The sequence below is a fragment of the Providencia sp. PROV130 genome (genome assembly GCF_028482225.1).
GTDB classification, from domain to species: Bacteria; Pseudomonadota; Gammaproteobacteria; order Enterobacterales; family Enterobacteriaceae; genus Providencia; species Providencia rettgeri.
Map to the genome: position 1 here is coordinate 122199 of NZ_JAMPQC010000005.1, position 20416 is coordinate 142614.

Consider the following 20416-nt stretch of genomic DNA (forward strand, 5'->3'; position numbering starts at 1 on the left):
AACTTAGAGCTATCTACACCCTATCATTGGGGCTTACTGATTATTATTACCTGATTTTTTTATAATAATTTTGCAGGAAGTATTACGTCTTTGCCTTTAACGTAATCCCATACCAAAGTGAATATCTTTTTATATATCGAGCTTTCATATTGTGATAGGTGCATTAATAGTTTTGATAGTTCATCCGATGATCTCATTACTGATATCTCCCCCCCCTCAGGATATGCTATAAAAACGTGACTAGTACCGTTTATAGATATAGTTAAAAAAGCCTTTCCATTAATATATTGTATATTATTGAGATATACACTACTGACTAAAAACGGCATTTCCATTCCAAGCACCCTCTCTAAAAAATTCTCGTTGCGTCATTTGGTAATTTGAGCCATTCCATGGATCATGAATAATAACATTGCTAGTTTTTTTATCAGTACCTTTTACAACAACCCAATGGCCGACACCCGCACCTTTCTCCCACATCATTGCAGCCCAGCTTCCTGATTTATTTAATAACTCAAACTGCTCCGAACCAACATATCCTCCATTCCATTTTCCATATTGCTTATTCAGGTCTTTTACTAGTTGCTCTGTAGATTTTAATTGTGTTCCTAAATTAGTTTGATCTACAAATATATTCCGATCTCTGAGTAACATTTCCCCACATGCAGCGCCACAACTAGTCGGCGTCACCTGTTTCACTACAGTTGGGTCAACGATTTCATTCATTACATTCCAGTTACCTCCGGCCCCTCCTTTTAATGGTTTCCGCTGAAGGGCCGTGCCTGTTGTTTTGATCAATCGACCCATAACGGCTAAAGCTCGTTCTAATGGTAACGATGTTAATAATGCAATTGTGTAATCTTTAGTATCCTTGGCCTGTGCTAATGCCATCATAGTATCGGAAACGGGAAGATGCTCTAATATTAACTTTACAGGGTCTTCTTTCCCTGTACCGTTAAGATAGGTTAATCGAATTCTATGCTTCTCTTGCTCCGTAAGGCTGCTATCACTCGCTAATACTTTTTCAAGTTCAAAACCACTTGCGAAAAAGTTATCGCCCGTATTCCCAAAAAAATTATGGTAATGGTGATTAAAAAGAAATACGCTTTCTGCGGCATTAGCACCACTGTATGCACCACTTGCTTCACCTGTATAAATAGCACCGGATAAAGCCCCAACCACCTTGATTATTTGAGTATCTGCATTTAAATTATTTTTACTTTTGTTATCAAGAGATAACGCAGCCAGTTCAGCGGCTAATGCGCCAATTGCGGCACCTTTTACATTACCACCACTAATTTCTGCACTTAGCGCCGCCAACCCCGCATGACTTAGAGCTTTTCCTGCATGCCCCAGAATATTTCCCTGTTTATCTACATATAAATACTGGAATTTATCGCCTATCAGGTTAGCCCCTTCGGCTTGAATTTGCCCTGCCACACTATTGAGTAGGGCTGTTTTAAAGTTGTCCGTGAAGCTCCCACCTTGAATCGCTGTTCCGATGGTTGAGCTGATAGCACTTTGCCCTACCACACGCTGCGCGACTTGAGTCCAATTCCCGTCACTGAGCTTTGGTAAGGTCACTTTGGCGGGATCAGTGACTTTGCCATATAACGCAATATCAAACCCTTCAAGTGAACCCGCAATAATCATACTGGTCACTATTGATTTTGCAGTATCACTTTTCCCTAGGCTAGATAAGGTTTTTGACAGGTTTCCTTTATTCTCAACTAATGCGACAGACGCTTGAGAAACAAGTGAGGCAAACCCCGCCTGTGCCGCAGCAGAAGCCATTGACGCTGTCGTCGCTGAAGCCCCCATGCTTGTGGCAGTCGAGCTCGCAAGTCCACCAACACTGGCGGCTGTAGAGGTTCCATAAGTAGCAGCCGCTACAGCAATGGCAATCACAGCACCTACGACTGGATTAAGGCTTTCAGTTTTTATATCCCACTGGCTATAAGCATCTTTTACAACAGCCCAATTGATGTTTTTGTTATTTTTAACGTCCCCGAGCCACTCATACCCCGGAGTGCGACTTAATATGGCTAGCGCCTGCTCGAATGACTGTCCTTCTTTGGTTTTGACATCCGCAGTGATCCCTTTATTCGCATCAACCGTCAACTTGCCACCAATATGAAGGCTGGGTAGAATCCATTTATCTGAGGTATACCCTTTATTGCGCTGTGTAATATAAAACCCGTTAGAATTTGTAATCACCTGTTCAAATTGAGAGTTTTTGACAGCCTTAAAATTCACCTTACCGGTTTGACTGGTGATTTTGGCATTCTTGCCCGTATTAATTTTGGTGGCTTCTAAGGTGACATCATCCTTAGCATATAGGTTAATATCACCACCTGCGGTAAATTCAGTGACTTTATTGGTTTTATCACTGCGTGTTTTTCTCACTTCCTTTTTTGTGATACAAAGCGTCCATCTATTGCATTTCTTTTTATACTCTTCGAAGTAACTGCTTTCCTCCATGGCTTGGGCATAGAGATACCCACCTTTTGCCGCAATATCCATCGCGCCTTTGGCAATGAGACGAGACGCTTGGAAAAGAATGCTCCCCTCAGACAAAATGGTCAGCGTTTTACCACTGTTAATTTCAGTGCCAATTTGGCGATATAACTCTTCATATTTTTTCCCTGACTGTTTTCGATAATTCGTTTTAACCGACTCTAACCGTACATTTCCCCCGCTTGATAGTGTGATGTCATTTAGGGATTTGATTGTGCTACCTTGTGCGGTGAGTGCGCTATTGGAGGCCAGTGTGACGCCTTTGTCACCAGAAAGCGTCGAAGTCACATAACGTACATCTTGGTTATCTTCGTTGGGGTTGGGAATGGCAGAGTAAGCGGTAGCGGTTAATTTAATATCACGACCTGAGAGCGCGATAACTTTGTCTTTTGATTGAAGATTGGCAGATTGCAAGTCAATATCGCGAGCTGCATTTAACGTAATATTGCCATTTGCGATAAGTTGAGAGCGCAGCTCTGGGTAGCGATGAGTTTTAAATACATTGTCGACATCTTTAATCGCTTTTGAACCTAACAAAATATCTTGGCCTGCATTGAACGTCAGTAATTTTCCACTGTTGAAGGCAATGCCACGTGCTTCAATATTTTTACCTGCGGTGAGGTTTATTTCTCCCGAACTTGCCCAATTTCCTGTTTTGGTAAGTAACGCATTGATATTGGCAGCAGGCTCTGAAGCCGCGAGCTTGATTAAATTAGACTCATCGCGGCGGATAACAATATTCTCATTGGCGCTGAGGGTGAGTTTATTGGTTTTGGCTAACTGGGCATTATCAAAAGTGATGTTTTTACCCGCTTGGATATGTAACGAGTTTGCGGCGTTGATAACCGGAGGAGATAAGACATTATCCTTAAAAGCAGAGACAGGATTTAAGCTATATTGAAGATTGCCATTTTTCGCAACCAAGGTACTGTCTTTAGACGTTAAATTGACTTGTTTGAGATTAAGATCGTTGGTGGCAATTAGGCTTTGTGATTGTTTTGCAACCAGTTGCGCATCATGAATATTGATGTTTTGACCAGCGATAATAGACAGATCATTTTCAGACTGTAAGTTGGTAGAAATATTTATATTATTAGAATTTAAGATAATGTTTTTTGCTGATATTAAATAAGCAGGCGCAGTGCTTTGATTTATTTTTGATATTAGTGATGAAGCAATAGGCAGCTTATTTTCACTGTTAATTGAATGTTTAAAATCAAGGATGAGATTAGTGCCTGAATGTAATCCTTTTTTTGTTTTTAAATTATCAATCTGTTCCAAAACGAGCACATAATCTTGTGCTTTATAATTTGTTTCTAAAACTAATTCTTTGATATTTATAATATTAACTATTCCACTGCCACTATTCGAAGTATCAATGACATAATTTTTATAGGTGTATTTTTTCCAACCAATATTTTGACTATTCTCTAACGTATTACCGGTTAAAATTAAATTATTCTTAGCGGAAATGATACCGTTATCGTTAGTGATTTGATTGCCATTAAGATAAGCATTTCCACCGCTAACTATTTCTCCGATCCGAACTGAATCATCAGAGTAAACACTTTGACCTGTATTGACTAATACACCCTCTTTATCAAATGCATTTGAAAAATCAGCTACACCGAACCATTTATTAGGAAGAGGGTTAACCAACTTTGCATTCATGACCACATCATAATTCCCACCACCTTCTCTAACTCGATACATTAATAAGTTTTTACTTGTGGAAGTAGGTTGTATCGTATTTTCCTTGTAATGCGTATTTAATGCCATGTTGGTCAGTTTCTTCGTCCGAACCACCAAATCCCCCGTATTGGTCTTTATCGTCCCGGATTTATTCTCAATCAGGGTACTCAAATCCCCCTTGGCATTTTTTTGCATCCACAGATTATCTTGTGCCTGAATGAGTGCGTTATTGCCCGTATTGCTTACTGACTCGGCAAAGACTCGCATATCTTTGCCTGCGGTAACTTGACCATTGTTGATAAGAGTATTGGTGGCTAATGTGATGTCTTTGGCGGCATTCACGCTGGCATTAGCGTTAATTTGCAGGTTTTTGGTACTAACATTGATGTCTTTTTTCCCTTGAATATTGCCTGCAAGGGTAATTTTGCCATCGACGGTTAACGTCAGGTCATTTTGGTTGGTTTGCACATTGCTGAGGTTAATCCCAACCCCTGATTCCGTACTGACCAATTTCACTTGATTGGCATACATTCCACCCAGTGCTTTGGTATCTACGGAAATACTGGGTTTTGTCCCTTCGCCTGCAATCGGTGTCACGGTGCCTTTTTGAAAATCAACACGGTTGGTGCCTTGCATCAAAGTCAGGTTTTTGGCTTTGATTTGCCCGTTCAATTCGGTGGCACGGCTGATAATATCGGCATAGGTTTGCGCTTCGACATTCATGCCATTGGCGCCGATAACCACGCTGCCTTTTTTCACCTCAACCGCAGACAAAGCGCCCTTGTTATCCAGAATGGGTTTCCCTGTGGTCAAGGTAATCGCTGGGGTATTCACAAAGCTACAACCATTACAGGTAATCCCATTCGGGTTGGCAATGACAACATTCGCGTCTTTACCTGCCACTTCCAACTTGCCTTGTAATTCAGAGCGGCTACTGCCCGTGACTTCATTGATAATCAGATTGGCAGCATTTCCTTTTAAATTGGCATTGGCTTTGATTTGCCCTGCAATTTGGGAATTCACATTAGTGGTGGCGTTATTGAGTACCGCACCTTGTTTATCCACATTAAATTGTTGAAATTTATTGTGCGATATTCCCGCCCCATTCGGCGTGGCAATATTAATAATCGGGACGTTATTTTGTTGGCTGATTTGGGTGTTTTTATCGGCCGCCGTCATGGCTGCTCCCCAAGCAGGGTGTAAGGGATAGACCGCGGTTAAGAAAATAATGGTATAACTTAATAACCGTTTAGGCCGTGAAGGCAATTGTTCATTTAGCATAAATAATCCTTTAAAAACGTAAAGCTACAGAGAGAATGAGACCGACCAATAAGCCGACCAATTGTCTGGTTTAAGTTGTGAGGGATAATGCAAAGGCTTACTGAGTAAAAACTGAGAATAAAACAGGCTATTACCAATAAAAGAGAGGCCAACGGCTCCACCTGCTAAAGTGTCAGGTTCAACGAGGTATTTATCTGAGGCAATAAAACCGTAATCTAATGCACTGATAAAACGCAATTGCCCAATTGCCATATTGGCGATGTCTTTGTTAATTTCATTACGCCAATATCCGCCTCGGTTACCACTTAAAGACTGCTCGTGGTAGCCACGGACAGAGTACTGACCACCAATACTGATGCGTTCAATGCCGTATAAATTATCAGGCGAATATTGGCCGTAAAATGAGGTTAAATAGGTCACACCATGAGAGAAAAAATACTGATAACTGCTGCTTAAACTGAATTTGCGGTAATGGCTGCGCGGTGAATCTTTCGCGAGGGTATCCGGTGAGGCGCCAAAGGCAGATATTCCCCATTCAGCGGCAGGGTTAAATGTGAAGTAACCTTGTCCAAGCATGGTGCTGTACTGTGGGGTAAATGAGAGCGAGGTTAAGGTGGGGCTGCTGATACTCAGGGTTTGAGAAGCCAACTGGGTATTGGCATTTTTATGTTTTAAGCTACTTTGTAGTGTAAGCCGTTGTTTCCCATCGCGATAAATTAAGCGGCTGATATCAAGCTGCTGATTGGTGTTTTTGCCTTCATAGCGGTATTGCTGGCCTGAGGTATCAAACGGCTGTAATGTATTATTGCGATAAAATTGGTAACGGTAAGACCAATAACCATAAGGAATATTGATTGCCGCAACAACATAACGGCTGTGATGAGAGCGACTGAAGTCAGTATCGGTACTGGCACTTAATGACCATTGTTCACCAAACCCTAACGGGGAATCTACCGTTAAACTCCCCGTAACTAGCTGTTTTCCCGTTGCCTTCATACCCGTATTATCGAGGTTCAGCTGGCTCGTGATAGGCCATTTTTTCCCTTGTTGATGAATAATAACCCGAGAATAGCCATTTTGGCTTCCTGGTTGGATATCGATAGTGTACTTAGCGGACGATAACCGGTTGAGTTGCTCCAACCCTTGTTCAATATGCCGTAGATTTAATATTTTGCCTTGTTGATGAGGAAATATTTGATGAACTAAACGCTCAGGGGAATTTTCAATCTCGATAGTTTCAATATGCCCTTCAATCACTTGTATTAACAATTGATATGAGGATAAATCTTGCTCTGGAATGATGGCTTTAGAGGTAATAAACCCCTGTTCTATATAGTAATTAGTCACATGCTTGGTGAGCTCTTGTATTTCACTTAGTGTGAGGCAGCGTTTTAAATAAGGTGAGGTTAACTGAGTTTGAGTTTTAGTCGTCAGCTGTGTGGCGCCGGCAAATTGGATCTGATTGATCGGGAAACAGATTTCATCTTGGCGGTGTTTGGAAAAAGAATCATCAACGGTGATTGCATTATGTTTTTCCAATAGATTACGTTGGATTAACTCCGACTCTAACCGTTGTTTTTGTTCAAATTGAATGCTTTCCTGTGCAGAGGGGAGTAATTGATTTTCAGGATAACTATAAGGCGCAATCATCAATAACGATACATATAATAAACGCCATATAATTTGATACTTTGTCATGTTATTTAAATTTTCGTCACGAATAGTAAATTTACCGTAATGTAACTTATTCTCATTAACTGTTTTTAAATAAAAAATATTCACTATGACTAAAATTTAACACTTTCCTGTTTAATACGGTTTTTTGTGTTTTTTCATTCCATTATTTTGGTTAATGCTTCATTAAAGATAATATTTAATATTATTCACTGAAAATCAATCGATTGATTTTATTGGAAAATAATTTTGCTGAAGACTTTGTCACAAGTAGCCCTGCAGGTAATTTCACAATTGCAAAAAAGGATATGACAGTGGGGAATTTAGAACTTATCTAATGAGTATAAGTAAAGTTCGATTGCAGTGAATCTACAGGGAAAGGGAATTATTCAAGTGATAACTATACTCCAAATAATTCGAATTGTAGGAAAGCACCAATTGAAGATAGTCAGATGAGCATACATCAGTATGTGACCCAAATAACCGAAATATGACCAATATTTAAATTTCTAAATAGTTCGAACTCTAGCAAGGCGGCAATTGAGGATAGTTTGGGGAGCATACATCAGTATGTGACCCAAATAGCCGAAAGAAGCCAACACAGCTAGAGCTCGAAATATGACGAAAATTTAGGCGCTCTTTCTCTTATCAGCAGCGATATTACTATAATCAGGGCTCTCTAAAGCGATTAATTCATCCAATAACGCGGTTAATTGCTGCATTTTCTCTGGTGAAAATGCTAGCTCTATTTTTTGATAACCTTCTTCCACTTCCTGCCGTGCTTTGTCATACAGCTCTTGCCCTACAGGTGTCAAAGAGACATATAATTTACGTTGGTCATTCAACGGTTTTAAGCGGAAAATTAAACCTTCGCGCTCCATACGGGTTAGGATCCCCGTTAAACTTGGGCGCAGAATACAGGTTTGAACTGATAATTCATGAAAATCAATTGAACGCTTATCAGCTAAAACTCGAATGATACGCCATTGCTGTTCAGTCAAATTATACGACTTTAATATCGGCCGGAAAAAACCCATTGCGGTTTCTCTTGCCTGCAATAATGCAATTGTCAATGATTCATGCATAAGATTAAAACTCACCACTTAATTAACGTTACTTAACCCAATTTTGGCATTTTATGGCAGTTGCCATTTCGCTTTGTTGGCCCTGTACTTTGATGAAATCACATACCATAACTATGAGCTTTCACATCACCAGTTTGCCTTATTTAAGAGTAGCACGGTCAAATAACAATCTCAAAGAAAAACCCTAAAATATTAATGAGTAAATAATTTAAAAACTCACTTTTAAGTTAATTTTTTGTAAATCAAAAAAAATTGAAAAAATAATAATTTCTTTTATAACATAGCCTTACAAAAAGACAACTTAATTATGTTAATGAGATCACAATTAAAATTAACATTTCTATAAACCTATTGCTAATTTCAAAATTATACTTTATTAATATATTAATAATTACTCGAAAGTTGAATTCTTTTCATTAAGGAGTTGTCAATGAAAGGCACTGTATTTGCCGTTGCCCTCAATCATCAAAGCCAGCTTAGCCACTGGCTTGAGGCATTCCAGCAAGCCCCTTATAAAACCCCACCAAAAACCCCAGTGTGGTTTATTAAGCCGCGTAATACGCGTATCAATTCAGGCGAAAAAATTTTGCATCCCGCTGGTGAAGAAGTGCAAAGTGGCGCTACGCTTGCTTTGGTGATCGGTAAAAATGCACGTAAAGTCAGTAAGACAGATGCACATCAGTTTATTGCTGGATTTGCGCTGGCAAATGAAGTGAGCTTGCCAGAAGACACCTTCTATCGCCCTGCCATTAAAGCAAAATGCCGTGATACTTTCTGCCCAATTGGTGAAATGGTTGCAACTTCGCTAAATACTCCTGTCGATATCATCACCCTAGTAAATGGTAAAGAAGTGGATCGCTGGTCAACAAAAGATCTGATCCGTGATGCGAGTGAGTTAGTTGCTGCATTAAGTGACTTCGCCACCTTAAAGCAAGGGGACGTGATCCTGCTCGGCACACCACAACAACGTGTCACCATCAAACCCGGAGACGAAGTGGTTATCCAAGCGGAAGGCTTTCCTAGCCTGAAAAATACCGTTGTGGCAGCAGGAGGAAAATAATGTCTACGATTACAAAACGCGCCAAAATCCTTTTTAAAGGCACTGAATATTCCGTCACCGTCGGTGATAACGAAGCCATCACGTTACCTAATGGGGACGTGATCGCGGGTGATTCTCCTGATGTTGAATGGTTACCTCCTGCGCAAGGAACCTTGTTTGCCCTAGGCCTGAACTATGCCGACCACGCTGCCGAATTAGAATTTAAGCCACCTGAAGAGCCTTTAATTTTCTTAAAAGCGGAAAGCAGTTTAACGGGTCATCGCCAAGTTTCTGTTCGTCCTGATAATGTGGAATATATGCATTATGAGTCTGAATTAGTGGTGGTGATTGGCAAAACAGCTCACAAGGTCTCAAGAGAAGATGCCATGGACTATGTCGCAGGTTACACCGTGTGTAATGACTATGCGATCCGTGACTATTTAGAGAACTATTATCGCCCAAATTTACGTGTTAAGAGTCGTGATACTTTAACGCCGATTGGCCCTTGGATTGTCGATAAAGATGCCATTAAAGATCCGCATAATTTGGCTTTGTACACCTATGTAAATGGTGAATTGCGCCAAAAAGGGTCCACTGCCGATCTGATTTTCGATATTCCCTTTTTAATTGCTTACCTCAGTGACTTTATGACACTGCAACCGGGAGACATGATTGCTACAGGGACGCCAAAAGGGCTGTCTGACGTAGTACCGGGCGACGAAGTCATTGTTGAAGTTGAAGGCGTTGGCCGACTGGTCAACACCATTATCAGCGAAAAAGACTATGAGGAACGTGTGTAATGACTAAGATTAATCATTGGATCAACGGTAAAAACGTTGCTAGCAAAGACTATTTCGAAACCACCAACCCTGCAACAGGCGAAGTATTAGCAGAAGTTGCCGCGGGTGGACAAGATGAAATCAACCAAGCCGTTGCCGCAGCGAAAGACGCTTTTCCAAAGTGGGCCAATACCCCAATGAAAGAGCGCGCTCGCTTAATGCGTCGCCTTGGTGAATTGATCGACGAAAACGTCCCGCAAATCGCGGAAATGGAAACCAAAGATACTGGTTTACCTATTCACCAAACTAAAAACGTGTTGATCCCACGTGCTTCACATAACTTTGAATTCTTCGCCGAGATTTGCCAGCAAATGAACGGCCGTACATACCCTGTTGATGACAAGATGATGAACTACACCTTGGTTCAACCTGTGGGTGTCTGTGCGCTGATTTCCCCATGGAACGTGCCATTTATGACCGCCACATGGAAAACCGCCCCTTGTTTAGCACTGGGTAATACTGCAGTTCTGAAAATGTCTGAATTATCTCCATTATCAGCGAACCGCCTTGGTGAACTGGCGCTGGAAGCAGGTATTCCCGCAGGTGTTTTGAACGTGGTTCAAGGCTACGGTAGCACTGCGGGAGATGCTTTAGTCAAACATCATGATGTCCGTGCGGTTTCCTTTACTGGAGGCACAGCCACTGGCCGCACCATTATGCAAAATGCAGGCTTGAAAAAGTATTCCATGGAATTAGGTGGTAAATCACCTGTGTTGGTGTTTGAAGATGCCGATATTGAGCGTGCACTAGACGCTGCTCTGTTTACTATTTTCTCCATTAATGGTGAACGCTGTACGGCTGGCTCACGTATTTTCATTCAAGAGAGCATCTACCCTGAGTTTGTTAAACGCTTTGCTGAGCGGGCAAATCGCCTGATCGTCGGTGACCCGAACGATCCCAAAACCCAAGTGGGTGCATTGATCAGCCAGCAGCATTGGAACAAAGTATCAGGTTATATTCGCTTAGGTATGGAAGAAGGCGCAACCTTGTTAGCGGGTGGCCCAGACAAACCGACTGATCTACCTGATCACCTCAAAGGTGGTAATTTCTTGCGTCCTACCGTACTGGCTGATGTCGATAACCGCATGCGTGTCGCCCAAGAAGAGATCTTTGGGCCTGTTGCTTGTTTAATTCCGTTTAAATCTGAAGAAGACGGTTTACGCATGGCAAATGATATTGAGTACGGTCTTGCTTCGTATATTTGGACACAAGATGTCAGCAAGATTTTACGTTTATCACGCAGTATCGAAGCAGGCATGGTGTTTGTTAATACACAAAACGTACGTGACCTGCGCCAGCCTTTCGGTGGCGTAAAAGCTTCGGGTGTAGGCCGTGAAGGTGGCGAGTACAGCTTCGAAGTCTTCGCAGAAATGAAGAACGTCTGTATCTCCTACGGAGACCACAACATCCCTCGTTGGGGTGTGTAAGCTTTACAACACTCTGTGCTGGAAACCTTATATTCCAGCACTTTCCGCTGAATTATATTGATACTCAGCATCGTTAAAACTGATAAACCAAGTCACTTCAAGTCGTTAGAAGAGCTACAACTTAGGTAAACTCGCTGTCTTACCCTAAATAATTCGAGTTGTAGCTAGGCGACAAACAAGCTAATCCCTAGGAGCATACATGAGTATGTGACTAGGGTTAGCGCGAGCAGTCAACAACGCTACAGCTTGAAGAATGACGGGTAAGGATATAAATATGGGTAAGTTGGCACTCGCTGCAAAAATAACACACGTCCCATCCATGTACCTATCAGAACTACCAGGTAAAAACTTTGGATGTCGCCAAGCCGCTATCGATGGGCACAAAGAAATCAGTCGCCGCTGCCGTGAATTGGGCGTTGATACTATTATTGTTTTTGATACACACTGGTTAGTTAACAGCGCCTATCACATTAACTGTGCTGACCACTTCAAAGGTATTTATACCAGTAATGAGCTTCCACATTTTATTCGTGATATGGAATATGAATATGATGGGAACTCCGTATTGGGCCAAATGATCGGTGAGGAAGCACGTAAATTAGGTGTTCGTGCCCAAGCCCATGAAATTCCAAGCTTAACCCTCGAATACGCCACATTAGTCCCTATGCGCTATATGAATAGCGATCGTCACTTTAAAGTCATCTCAATTTCAGCCTTCTGTACTTCACACAGTTTTGAAGACAGCCGTAAATTAGGCGAAGCCGTACTGACTGCGATTGAAAAATACGATGGCACTGTGGCGGTACTAGCAAGTGGTTCATTATCTCACCGCTTTATTGATGACCAACGTGCTGAAGATGGCATGAACAGCTACACACGTGAATTTGATGAGCAAATGGACAAACGCGTCGTCAAACTTTGGCGCGAAGGACGTTTTGAAGAATTCTGCAAAATGTTACCTGAGTATGCCGACTACTGTTATGGCGAAGGCCATATGCACGACACCGTAATGCTGCTAGGTATGTTAGGTTGGGATAAATACGACGAAAAAGTGGAAATTTTAACTGACTTGTTCGCAAGCTCTGGAACAGGGCAATTAAACGCCGTATTCCCACTGCCGAGTTATATTACTGACAAACAAGCTACCACTGCGTAAGGAGTTGTTATGCCTCATTTTTATGCAGAATGTACAGAAAACATTCGTGATGACGCTCAGCTACCTGAGCTCTTCGCCAAAGTGAATGAAGCCCTCGCGGGAACCGGTATCTTCCCATTAGGTGGCATTCGTAGCCGTGCTATTTGGCTGGATACTTGGCAAATGGCCGATGGCAAGCACGATTATGCTTTTGTCCATATGACGTTGAAGATAGGTGCTGGGCGTTCTCTTGAAGATAGGCAAAAAACGGGAGAAATGATTTTTGAGCTGATCAAAAAACATTTTGCCGATTTGATGGCAAAACGCTACCTCGCATTGTCTTTTACCATGGAAGAGCTTGATCCTGTTTTAAATTATAAGCAGAACAATGTTCATGCCTTATTTAAGGGTTAACAGTTTAAAGGTTAATGGTTTAAATCTTTATTTATCGTTTTATTGAGAGGGCAAGATGGTTAAAAATTTCGATAAACACATACCGCACTATTTGATCCCATTACTGGGGTCATTAGTGGCATTCGGTCCATTGTCTATCGATATGTACCTTCCTGCCCTCCCTCAAATGGGTATTGCGTTACACGCTACTCAAGGGCAAATGCAGTACACTCTTGGCGCCTTTTTTGCCGGATTCTGCATTGGAATGCTGTTTTATGGCCCACTAAGTGACCTTCTTGGTCGGCGGAAAATGTTGTTAAGTGGCCTTGCCATTTTTACTGTCGCCAGTTTGTTGTGCGCCCAAGCCACCAATGCAAATACTTTAATTGTATTCCGAGCGCTGCAAGCTTTTGGCAGTGGAGCGGCCATTGTCATGGCAAGGGCTATCGCTAGAGATGTTTACCCTGCTCATGAGTTACCTAAAGTACTATCATTAATGACACTTGTGACCATGATAGCACCATTACTGGCACCGCTATTAGGTGGTTTTTTACTCGTTCATTTTCAGTGGCAAGTAATTTTCTATTTGCTGGCAGTGATTGGCTTGGCTTCGGTGTGTGCAATTTTTTGCTTGCTCCCTGAAACGTTAACCCACCAGCGCGGTTCTGAAAATATACTTTGTGTCGCTTTCAAGAATTATGCACAGGTGCTCACAGACCGAGAAGCACTGAGTATTATTGGCACCATGGCCTTCTCCTTTGCCGGTATGTTTGCCTTTATCAGTGGTTCACCGTTTGTGTACATCAATTATTTCGGTGTTTCTGAACAACATTATGGTTTGCTGTTCGGCTGTAACATCTTGGGGATGATTGTCATGCTGTTGTTGAACGTTAAACTACTAAAAACCTATAGTTTAACGCGCATACTGACTATGCAAAGTGGGTTTCAATTAGCGTTTGGTCTGCTGTTACTCATATTTTACCAACAAAGTTTGCCCATAATTGTTATTCTAGTCGTACTGTTCTTATCGATGGTCAATGCTATCGGCACCAACAGTTTGTCACTATTACTGCAACATCGCGGGAAAATTGCAGGAAGTGCCAGTGCACTTGCCATTTCTATTCAGTTTGCCTTAGCGGCTGTCGCCAGCGTTGCAGTTTCTGTATTACAAGATGAATCCCCATTCGCTATGGCACTTGTTATGGCGCTTTGTGCCGGGTTAAGTTTTGCTAGCCAACAGCTATCAGCTAAAAATATCCGCCCACAAGTCCAATCAGTGTCTTCGGAGAACAACGAAAAATGAGCATAAATACCAATTCTACATTATTTCGCCAACAAGCTTATATCAACGGCCAATGGGTTGATGCCCAAAATAAAAGTGTGTTTGAGGTCACTAATCCAGCCAATAACCAAGTTATCGCTAACGTCAGCAATGTCGGTGCTTTAGAAACTCAACAAGCTATCGAAGCCGCAGAAAAAGCCCTGCCGGCATGGCGTGCTAAAACCGCCAAAGAGCGCAGCCAAATTTTAAACAAATGGTTCCGTTTAATGATGGATAACCAAAAGGAATTGGCCGAATTACTCAGTGCTGAGCAAGGTAAGTCGATCACTGAATCGATGGGAGAAATTGCCTACGGCGCCAGCTTTATTGAGTGGTTTGCTGAAGAAGGTAAACGAGTGTATGGGGAAACCATTCCATCACCTCTGCCGGGACGTCGTCTGGTGACGATAAAACAGCCCGTGGGTGTGGTTGCGGCTATCACGCCATGGAACTTCCCAAATGCCATGATCACTCGCAAAGTCGGCCCTGCGCTTGCAGCTGGTTGTACGATGGTATTAAAACCTGCGGCAGAAACGCCATTATCAGCATTAGCATTGGCAGCGTTAGGGGAAGAAGCTGGCATTCCTGCTGGCGTGTTTAACATTGTTCCAGGTACGGATGCTAAAGCTATTGGTGGCGTTATGACTTCCAGCCCAATTGTTCGCAAACTCACATTCACGGGTTCAACGCGAGTCGGTAAGTTGCTGATGGAACAGTGTGCCAATACGGTGAAAAAGATGTCTCTGGAACTCGGTGGTAACGCGCCATTTATCGTGTTTGATGATGCTGATTTAGATGCAGCAGTACAAGGTGCATTAGCGGCTAAATTCCGTAATAGCGGGCAAACTTGTGTGTGTGCTAACCGTATTTTAGTCCAAGAAGGGGTTTACGATGAATTTGCAGCTCGTTTGGCAAAAGCGGTGAATGAACTGAAAATCGGACCAGCCACACAAGCGGACTCTCAACAAGGCCCTCTAATTAACCAAGCCGCGGTCGATAAAGTCACTGAACATATTGCAGATGCCGTTTCACACGGTGCAAAAGTGATTGCGGGGGGTAAAGCTGCCCAATTAGGCGGTTTATTCTTTGAACCCACCGTGATCACGGGTGTGACTGAGTCCATGAAGGTTGCAAAAGAAGAAACGTTCGGTCCATTGGCGCCATTATTTAAATTCCGTGATGAGCAAGAAGCAATTGCTCTGGCAAATGATACTGAATTTGGCTTGGCATCTTATTTCTATTCAAAAGATATCGGGCGTATCTACCGTGTTGCAGAGGCATTAGAAAGCGGCATGGTGGGTATCAATGAAGGCATTATTTCAAACGAAGTAGCCCCATTTGGTGGTATTAAGCAATCGGGTCTGGGGCGTGAAGGTTCACGCTACGGAATTGAAGATTATTTGGAAGTGAAATACCTCTGCTTTGGTGGTCTTTCCAATTAGAAAGACACATTAGCTGGCGGTCTTCGCTTTTAAAATCTTAGCTCTAAATAATTCAAGTTAGAACAAGGCAGTAAATGAGACTAATCCCTTAGGCGCATACCCGTGTGACTAGGGGATAGGCGCAAGCCTATCGTGAAGCTAACGCAGTTATAGCTCGAAGTATGACGAGCTGAGGTGCAAAAGGAAAATAAGATGTTACAAAAAGATGTCATATCGCAAATCGCACAGCGCCTAAATCAGGCTGAAAAATCACGTGAGCAAATTCGTCAGATCTCACTCGATCACCCAGAAATGACGATCGACGATGCTTATGCTATTCAAAAAGAGTGGGTTGGCGTGAAAATTGCTGAAGGACGCGTGTTAAAAGGCCATAAAATTGGGCTGACGTCTAAAGCAATGCAAGCCAGTTCACAGATTGATGAACCTGATTACGGCGCGCTTCTTGACGATATGTTTTTTGATGACGGCTGTGATATTCCAACAGACCGCTTTATCGTGCCACGCATTGAAGTTGAATTAGCTTTCGTACTCGCAAAGCCATTACGCGGGCCAAACTGCACCATCTTTGATGTGTATAACGCAACTGATTATGTGATCCCAGCACTTGAGCTAATTGATGCACGTTGCCACAACGTTGACCCTGAAACCAATCGCCCACGCAAAGTGTTCGATACCATTTCAGATAACGCAGCAAATGGCGCAGTAATTTTAGGTGGCAGACCAATCAAGCCACGCGATTTGGATATGCGCTGGATTAGCGCCCTACTCTATCGCAATGGTGTCATTGAAGAATCTGGCGTTGCAGCTGCTGTACTCAACCACCCAGCGAATGGTGTGGCATGGCTAGCGAACAAATTAGCACCGCATAATGTGCAACTTGAGCCGGGCCAAATTATTTTAGGTGGCTCATTTACACGCCCTGTCCCTGCTCGTAAAGGTGATGTGTTTCACGTTGATTACGGCAATATGGGTTCAATTAGCTGCCGCTTCGTGTAAGGAAAATGGCATGGATATTTTAGAAAATAAATTTAAAAAAACACTAAAAAGTGGCCAACCGCAAATCGGATTATGGCTTGGTCTATGCAGCCCATATAGTGCTGAATTACTTGCCGGTGCAGGCTTCGACTGGTTATTAATTGATGGTGAACATGCACCGAATAATGTGCAAACGACCTTATCTCAATTACAAGCTATTGCCCCTTACCCGTCACAACCCGTCGTTCGTCCGCCATGGAATGATCCAGTGATCATTAAGCAATTGCTAGATATTGGCGCACAAACGTTGTTGTTGCCAATGGTGCAAAATGCAGAACAAGCCAAGCAAGCGGTACGTGCAACGCGTTATCCACCCGCAGGGATCCGTGGTGTCGGCAGTGCTTTAGCTCGCGCTTCTCGCTGGAACCGAGTACCTAATTATTTAACTCGTGCCAATGATGAAATGTGCGTGATAGTACAGGTTGAAACCCGTGAAGCCATGAATAATCTTCCTGAGATCTTAAAAGTTGAAGGTGTCGATGGCGTGTTTATCGGCCCTGCGGATCTTAGTGCAGATATGGGCTTTTCAGGGAACCCTAACCACCCAGAAGTCAAAGCCGCGATAGAAAAAGCGATTGTACAAATTCGTGAGGCCGGTTTGGCACCCGGTATTTTAATGGCAGCCCCAGATGTTGCTGAACATTATCTTAAACTCGGCGCACTATTTGTTGCCGTCGGGGTCGATACCACGCTACTGGCACGTACCGCAGAAGCGCTAGCAGCAAAGTTTGGTAAAACGGTTTCAGAGGTGACCTCGAGTGCACCCAGTGTTTATTAATAAAGCTATCTCTAAATAAGTTAATTTTAACCCTACAGACAAATAACTTATTTAGATAAAAAATCAATATCGCAATATAGGGCAGACCACACCATGACTGCCTACTAGTCCCTTGTACCTATAATAATCTGCAAAAGAAAGAATTGAGGGCCCTACAATATGAGTAATCAACAACTTGCAAGCACTAACCCTGCTGAACAACATAAAAATTTAACCGAACCGCAGCAGCGGGTGATTAATAAACTATTTAAACGTCTCATTGTATTTTTATTTGTGCTGTTTGTTTTTTCTTTCTTAGACCGTATTAATATCGGCTTTGCGGGTCTAACTATGGGGAAAGATATCGGCCTAACTTCCACCATGTTCGGCTTAGCGGCCACCCTGTTCTATGCCACTTATGTGATTTTTGGTATTCCAAGTAACATCATGTTAGGAATCGTTGGTGCTCGCCGCTGGATAGCCACCATCATGGTACTTTGGGGTATCGCTTCTACAGCCACCATGTTTGCCACAGGGCCAACCAGTTTATACGTCCTACGGATGTTAGTGGGTATCGCTGAAGCAGGCTTCTTACCGGGGATTTTAGTTTATTTAACTTACTGGTTCCCTGCCTATTTCCGTGCCCGTGCTAATGCCTTATTTATGATTGCAATGCCAGTCACCATGGCATTCGGTTCATTAGCTTCTGGTTATATTTTAGGCATGGATGGCATTTTAAATCTAAAAGGCTGGCAGTGGCTGTTCCTATTAGAAGGTTTCCCATCCGTGATCCTCGGTGTGTTGGTTTGGTTCTATTTGGATGATTCACCAAAGAAAGCCAAATGGCTGACCCAAGAAGATAAAGACACATTGCAAGAAATGATGGACCAGGACCAACTAGAGCTTGTGCAGCCTCATGGTTCAAAAAGTCACACAGCAATGCAAAATAAAAGCTTATGGAAAGAAATTTTTACTCCAGTCATTCTGATGTATACCGTGGCCTACTTCTGTTTAACCAATACATTAAGTGCCATCAATATTTGGACTCCGCAGATTATGCAAAGCTTCAACCAAGGCAGTAGTAATGCCATGATTGGGCTGCTAACTGCCATCCCACAATTTTGTACTATCCTTGGGATGATCTACTGGAGCCGCCGCTCTGACCGGTTACAAGAACGGAAAATGCACACCGCCTTACCGTACTTATTTGCGGCAGCGGGGTGGGTGCTCGCGGCGATGACTAGCCATCCAGTAATCCAATTAATTGGTATCATCATGGCATCAACAGGTTCATTTACTGCGATGGCTGTGTTCTGGACAACGCCAGACCAATCAATCAGTCTACGTGCTCGTGCTATCGGTATTGCTGTTATCAACGCAACAGGTAATATAGGTTCTGCCGTCAGTCCACTGTTAATTGGTTGGCTAAAAGACCAAACCGGTAGCTTTAACTCAGGCCTGTATTTTGTGGCTGGCCTGCTGGTGGTCGGCGCGCTGTTAGTTATTGCTATCCCAATGAAAAACTCAAGACCAAGAGCAACACCTTAATGTTTTGATGTTTTAAATGTTTTAATAACTTACGCTGCAAATAATTATTAAAGGGTGTTACCCAAAATAATTTGGCTTGCAGCTAGGCGGCAAGCAAGTTAATCCCTAGGAGCATACTGAAGTATGTGACTAGGGTTGGCTTGTGAGGCCAACAACGCTGCGAGCCGAAGAATGAAGGGTAACTCAACTTTAATTACCAATATAGACATCAGTACAGACTACGACGAAACCCAAGGCACCGACGACGTCCACTACCAAACCTTTGGCAACATGGCCGCCTTCTTTGGTCGCGACATGCAAGCTCATCGCCATGATGGTTTCTTTCAGTTGCACTATTTGGTTACTGGCCATATTACTTTGCAGCTCGATGAGTCACGCTATTCTGTTCAAGCCCCGCTGTTTATTCTTACGCCCCCTTCGGTTGCACATGCATTTTTCACTCAAGAAGACACTGACGGCCACGTACTCACCGTACGGCAAGACCTGATCACTCCGCTTCTTGGCTCACTGTACCCTGCCAATCCAGATTTGGTCGATATTCCTGCTATTTGTTTATCTGTTGCCGATAAGCCTGATGATATCGATACTTTTAACCATTACTGGGCATTAATGGCTCGTGAATCGGCTTATAACCATACAGGAAAAGACCAAGTTCTTGCCTCTTTAGCCCAAGCGCTATTTACTTTTCTACTGCGCTCTATTCCACTTGATGAGCACCCAACAACAGGGGTTAGAGGCGAACACCGCCTATTCCAGCGGTTTAATCAGCTTATTGACTTACACTATCATGAACACCTCGCAGTGCCTGAATATGCCAAAAAACTTGATGTCACAGAGTCACGCCTTAAAGATATGTGCCGGCGGTTCGCTAACCGGCCACCGAAAAGGTTAATTTTTGACAGAATATTGCGAGAAGCGAAGCGGATGTTACTGTTTTCCGATAGCCCTGTTTCAGAGATTGCCTACCAGCTCGGTTTCAAAGACCCCGCCTATTTTGCTCGGTTTTTTAACCGATTAGTCGGATGCTCTCCTAGCCTATGGCGAGAACAAAACCTTCATTAATAAGGAGCCTTAGTGATTTTATTCTTATTTCTGAGAAAAAATCATCAATAGCTCCTTAGCTGTATAGCAAATCCTCTTCTAGTCTATCTCGATAAACTGTTAAGCTCTCAAATTACGTTACATTTTAAAAACATTTTTGATATTTTATAAATTTAGTTTTAACTTTGTA

Annotated in this window: 14 protein-coding genes; 11 read left to right on the forward strand and 3 right to left on the reverse strand. The window is 42.7% G+C overall.

The window, feature by feature from the left end:
* Nucleotides 1–309: 309 nt before the first annotated feature.
* From PSF28_RS04500 to hpaR, 3 genes are all read right to left on the reverse strand, one after another.
* The gene (locus PSF28_RS04500) at nt 310–5490 is read right to left on the reverse strand and encodes a two-partner secretion domain-containing protein (protein WP_272684707.1); all 5181 of its coding nucleotides are present in this window, start codon (nt 5488–5490) and stop codon (nt 310–312) included.
* A gap of 24 nt (nt 5491–5514) precedes the next feature.
* Nucleotides 5515–7188, reverse strand: a complete 1674-nt coding sequence (locus PSF28_RS04505; protein ID WP_272684708.1) for a ShlB/FhaC/HecB family hemolysin secretion/activation protein — start codon at nt 7186–7188, stop codon at nt 5515–5517.
* 605 nt (nt 7189–7793) lie between these two features.
* Entirely contained in the window at nt 7794–8249 is a 456-nt protein-coding gene (gene hpaR, locus PSF28_RS04510) for a homoprotocatechuate degradation operon regulator HpaR (protein ID WP_210836930.1), read from the reverse strand.
* Nucleotides 8250–8679: 430 nt separating this feature from the next.
* Between hpaR and PSF28_RS04515 the strand changes: the two genes are divergently transcribed.
* From PSF28_RS04515 to hpaA, 11 genes are all read left to right on the forward strand, one after another.
* A complete protein-coding gene (locus tag PSF28_RS04515; RefSeq protein ID WP_196718539.1) occupies nt 8680–9309 on the forward strand; it encodes a fumarylacetoacetate hydrolase family protein in 630 nt (209 codons plus the stop codon).
* A complete protein-coding gene (locus PSF28_RS04520) occupies nt 9309–10088 on the forward strand; it encodes a fumarylacetoacetate hydrolase family protein (protein WP_210836931.1) in 780 nt (259 codons plus the stop codon). The genes PSF28_RS04515 and PSF28_RS04520 overlap by 1 nt, the downstream gene beginning before the upstream one ends.
* Nucleotides 10088–11554, forward strand: coding sequence for a 5-carboxymethyl-2-hydroxymuconate semialdehyde dehydrogenase (hpaE, locus tag PSF28_RS04525; RefSeq protein ID WP_004905295.1), 1467 nt, complete (start codon nt 10088–10090; stop codon nt 11552–11554). Before PSF28_RS04520 ends, hpaE begins: the two co-directional genes overlap by 1 nt.
* Before the next feature lie 274 nt (nt 11555–11828).
* Nucleotides 11829–12710, forward strand: coding sequence for a 3,4-dihydroxyphenylacetate 2,3-dioxygenase (hpaD, locus tag PSF28_RS04530; protein ID WP_210836932.1), 882 nt, complete (start codon nt 11829–11831; stop codon nt 12708–12710).
* Between the two features lie 9 nt (nt 12711–12719).
* The gene (locus PSF28_RS04535; RefSeq protein ID WP_004914298.1) at nt 12720–13103 is read left to right on the forward strand and encodes a 5-carboxymethyl-2-hydroxymuconate Delta-isomerase; all 384 of its coding nucleotides are present in this window, start codon (nt 12720–12722) and stop codon (nt 13101–13103) included.
* A 55-nt stretch (nt 13104–13158) separates the two neighbouring features.
* Complete coding sequence (locus PSF28_RS04540) at nt 13159–14385, forward strand: Bcr/CflA family multidrug efflux MFS transporter (protein ID WP_210836933.1); 1227 nt, start codon at nt 13159–13161, stop codon at nt 14383–14385.
* Nucleotides 14382–15845, forward strand: coding sequence for an NAD-dependent succinate-semialdehyde dehydrogenase (locus PSF28_RS04545; RefSeq protein ID WP_210836934.1), 1464 nt, complete (start codon nt 14382–14384; stop codon nt 15843–15845). The genes PSF28_RS04540 and PSF28_RS04545 overlap by 4 nt, the downstream gene beginning before the upstream one ends.
* A 192-nt stretch (nt 15846–16037) precedes the next feature.
* A complete protein-coding gene (hpaH, locus tag PSF28_RS04550) occupies nt 16038–16841 on the forward strand; it encodes a 2-oxo-hept-4-ene-1,7-dioate hydratase (RefSeq protein ID WP_004914311.1) in 804 nt (267 codons plus the stop codon).
* A 10-nt stretch (nt 16842–16851) separates the two neighbouring features.
* Complete coding sequence (gene hpaI, locus PSF28_RS04555) at nt 16852–17658, forward strand: 4-hydroxy-2-oxoheptanedioate aldolase (protein WP_272684709.1); 807 nt, start codon at nt 16852–16854, stop codon at nt 17656–17658.
* Between the two features lie 159 nt (nt 17659–17817).
* A complete protein-coding gene (hpaX, locus tag PSF28_RS04560) occupies nt 17818–19185 on the forward strand; it encodes a 4-hydroxyphenylacetate permease (RefSeq protein ID WP_004914317.1) in 1368 nt (455 codons plus the stop codon).
* A gap of 171 nt (nt 19186–19356) precedes the next feature.
* The gene (hpaA, locus tag PSF28_RS04565; RefSeq protein ID WP_272684710.1) at nt 19357–20247 is read left to right on the forward strand and encodes a 4-hydroxyphenylacetate catabolism regulatory protein HpaA; all 891 of its coding nucleotides are present in this window, start codon (nt 19357–19359) and stop codon (nt 20245–20247) included.
* The last annotated feature ends 169 nt before the right edge of the window (nt 20248–20416 follow it).

What these genes read in the sequence shown, in the direction of transcription:
- PSF28_RS04520 (WP_210836931.1), top strand. Translation starts at nt 9,309, where the DNA reads ATGTCTACGATTACAAAACGCGCCAAAATCCTTTTTAAAGGCACTGAA.
- PSF28_RS04505 (WP_272684708.1), bottom strand. Translation starts at nt 7,188, where the DNA reads ATGACAAAGTATCAAATTATATGGCGTTTATTATATGTATCGTTATTG.
- PSF28_RS04535 (WP_004914298.1), top strand. Translation starts at nt 12,720, where the DNA reads ATGCCTCATTTTTATGCAGAATGTACAGAAAACATTCGTGATGACGCT.
- PSF28_RS04500 (WP_272684707.1), bottom strand. Translation starts at nt 5,490, where the DNA reads ATGCTAAATGAACAATTGCCTTCACGGCCTAAACGGTTATTAAGTTAT.
- hpaI (WP_272684709.1), top strand. Translation starts at nt 16,852, where the DNA reads ATGGATATTTTAGAAAATAAATTTAAAAAAACACTAAAAAGTGGCCAA.
- hpaA (WP_272684710.1), top strand. Translation starts at nt 19,357, where the DNA reads ATGAAGGGTAACTCAACTTTAATTACCAATATAGACATCAGTACAGAC.
- hpaH (WP_004914311.1), top strand. Translation starts at nt 16,038, where the DNA reads ATGTTACAAAAAGATGTCATATCGCAAATCGCACAGCGCCTAAATCAG.
- PSF28_RS04545 (WP_210836934.1), top strand. Translation starts at nt 14,382, where the DNA reads ATGAGCATAAATACCAATTCTACATTATTTCGCCAACAAGCTTATATC.
- PSF28_RS04540 (WP_210836933.1), top strand. Translation starts at nt 13,159, where the DNA reads ATGGTTAAAAATTTCGATAAACACATACCGCACTATTTGATCCCATTA.
- hpaD (WP_210836932.1), top strand. Translation starts at nt 11,829, where the DNA reads ATGGGTAAGTTGGCACTCGCTGCAAAAATAACACACGTCCCATCCATG.
- hpaX (WP_004914317.1), top strand. Translation starts at nt 17,818, where the DNA reads ATGAGTAATCAACAACTTGCAAGCACTAACCCTGCTGAACAACATAAA.
- hpaE (WP_004905295.1), top strand. Translation starts at nt 10,088, where the DNA reads ATGACTAAGATTAATCATTGGATCAACGGTAAAAACGTTGCTAGCAAA.
- hpaR (WP_210836930.1), bottom strand. Translation starts at nt 8,249, where the DNA reads ATGCATGAATCATTGACAATTGCATTATTGCAGGCAAGAGAAACCGCA.
- PSF28_RS04515 (WP_196718539.1), top strand. Translation starts at nt 8,680, where the DNA reads ATGAAAGGCACTGTATTTGCCGTTGCCCTCAATCATCAAAGCCAGCTT.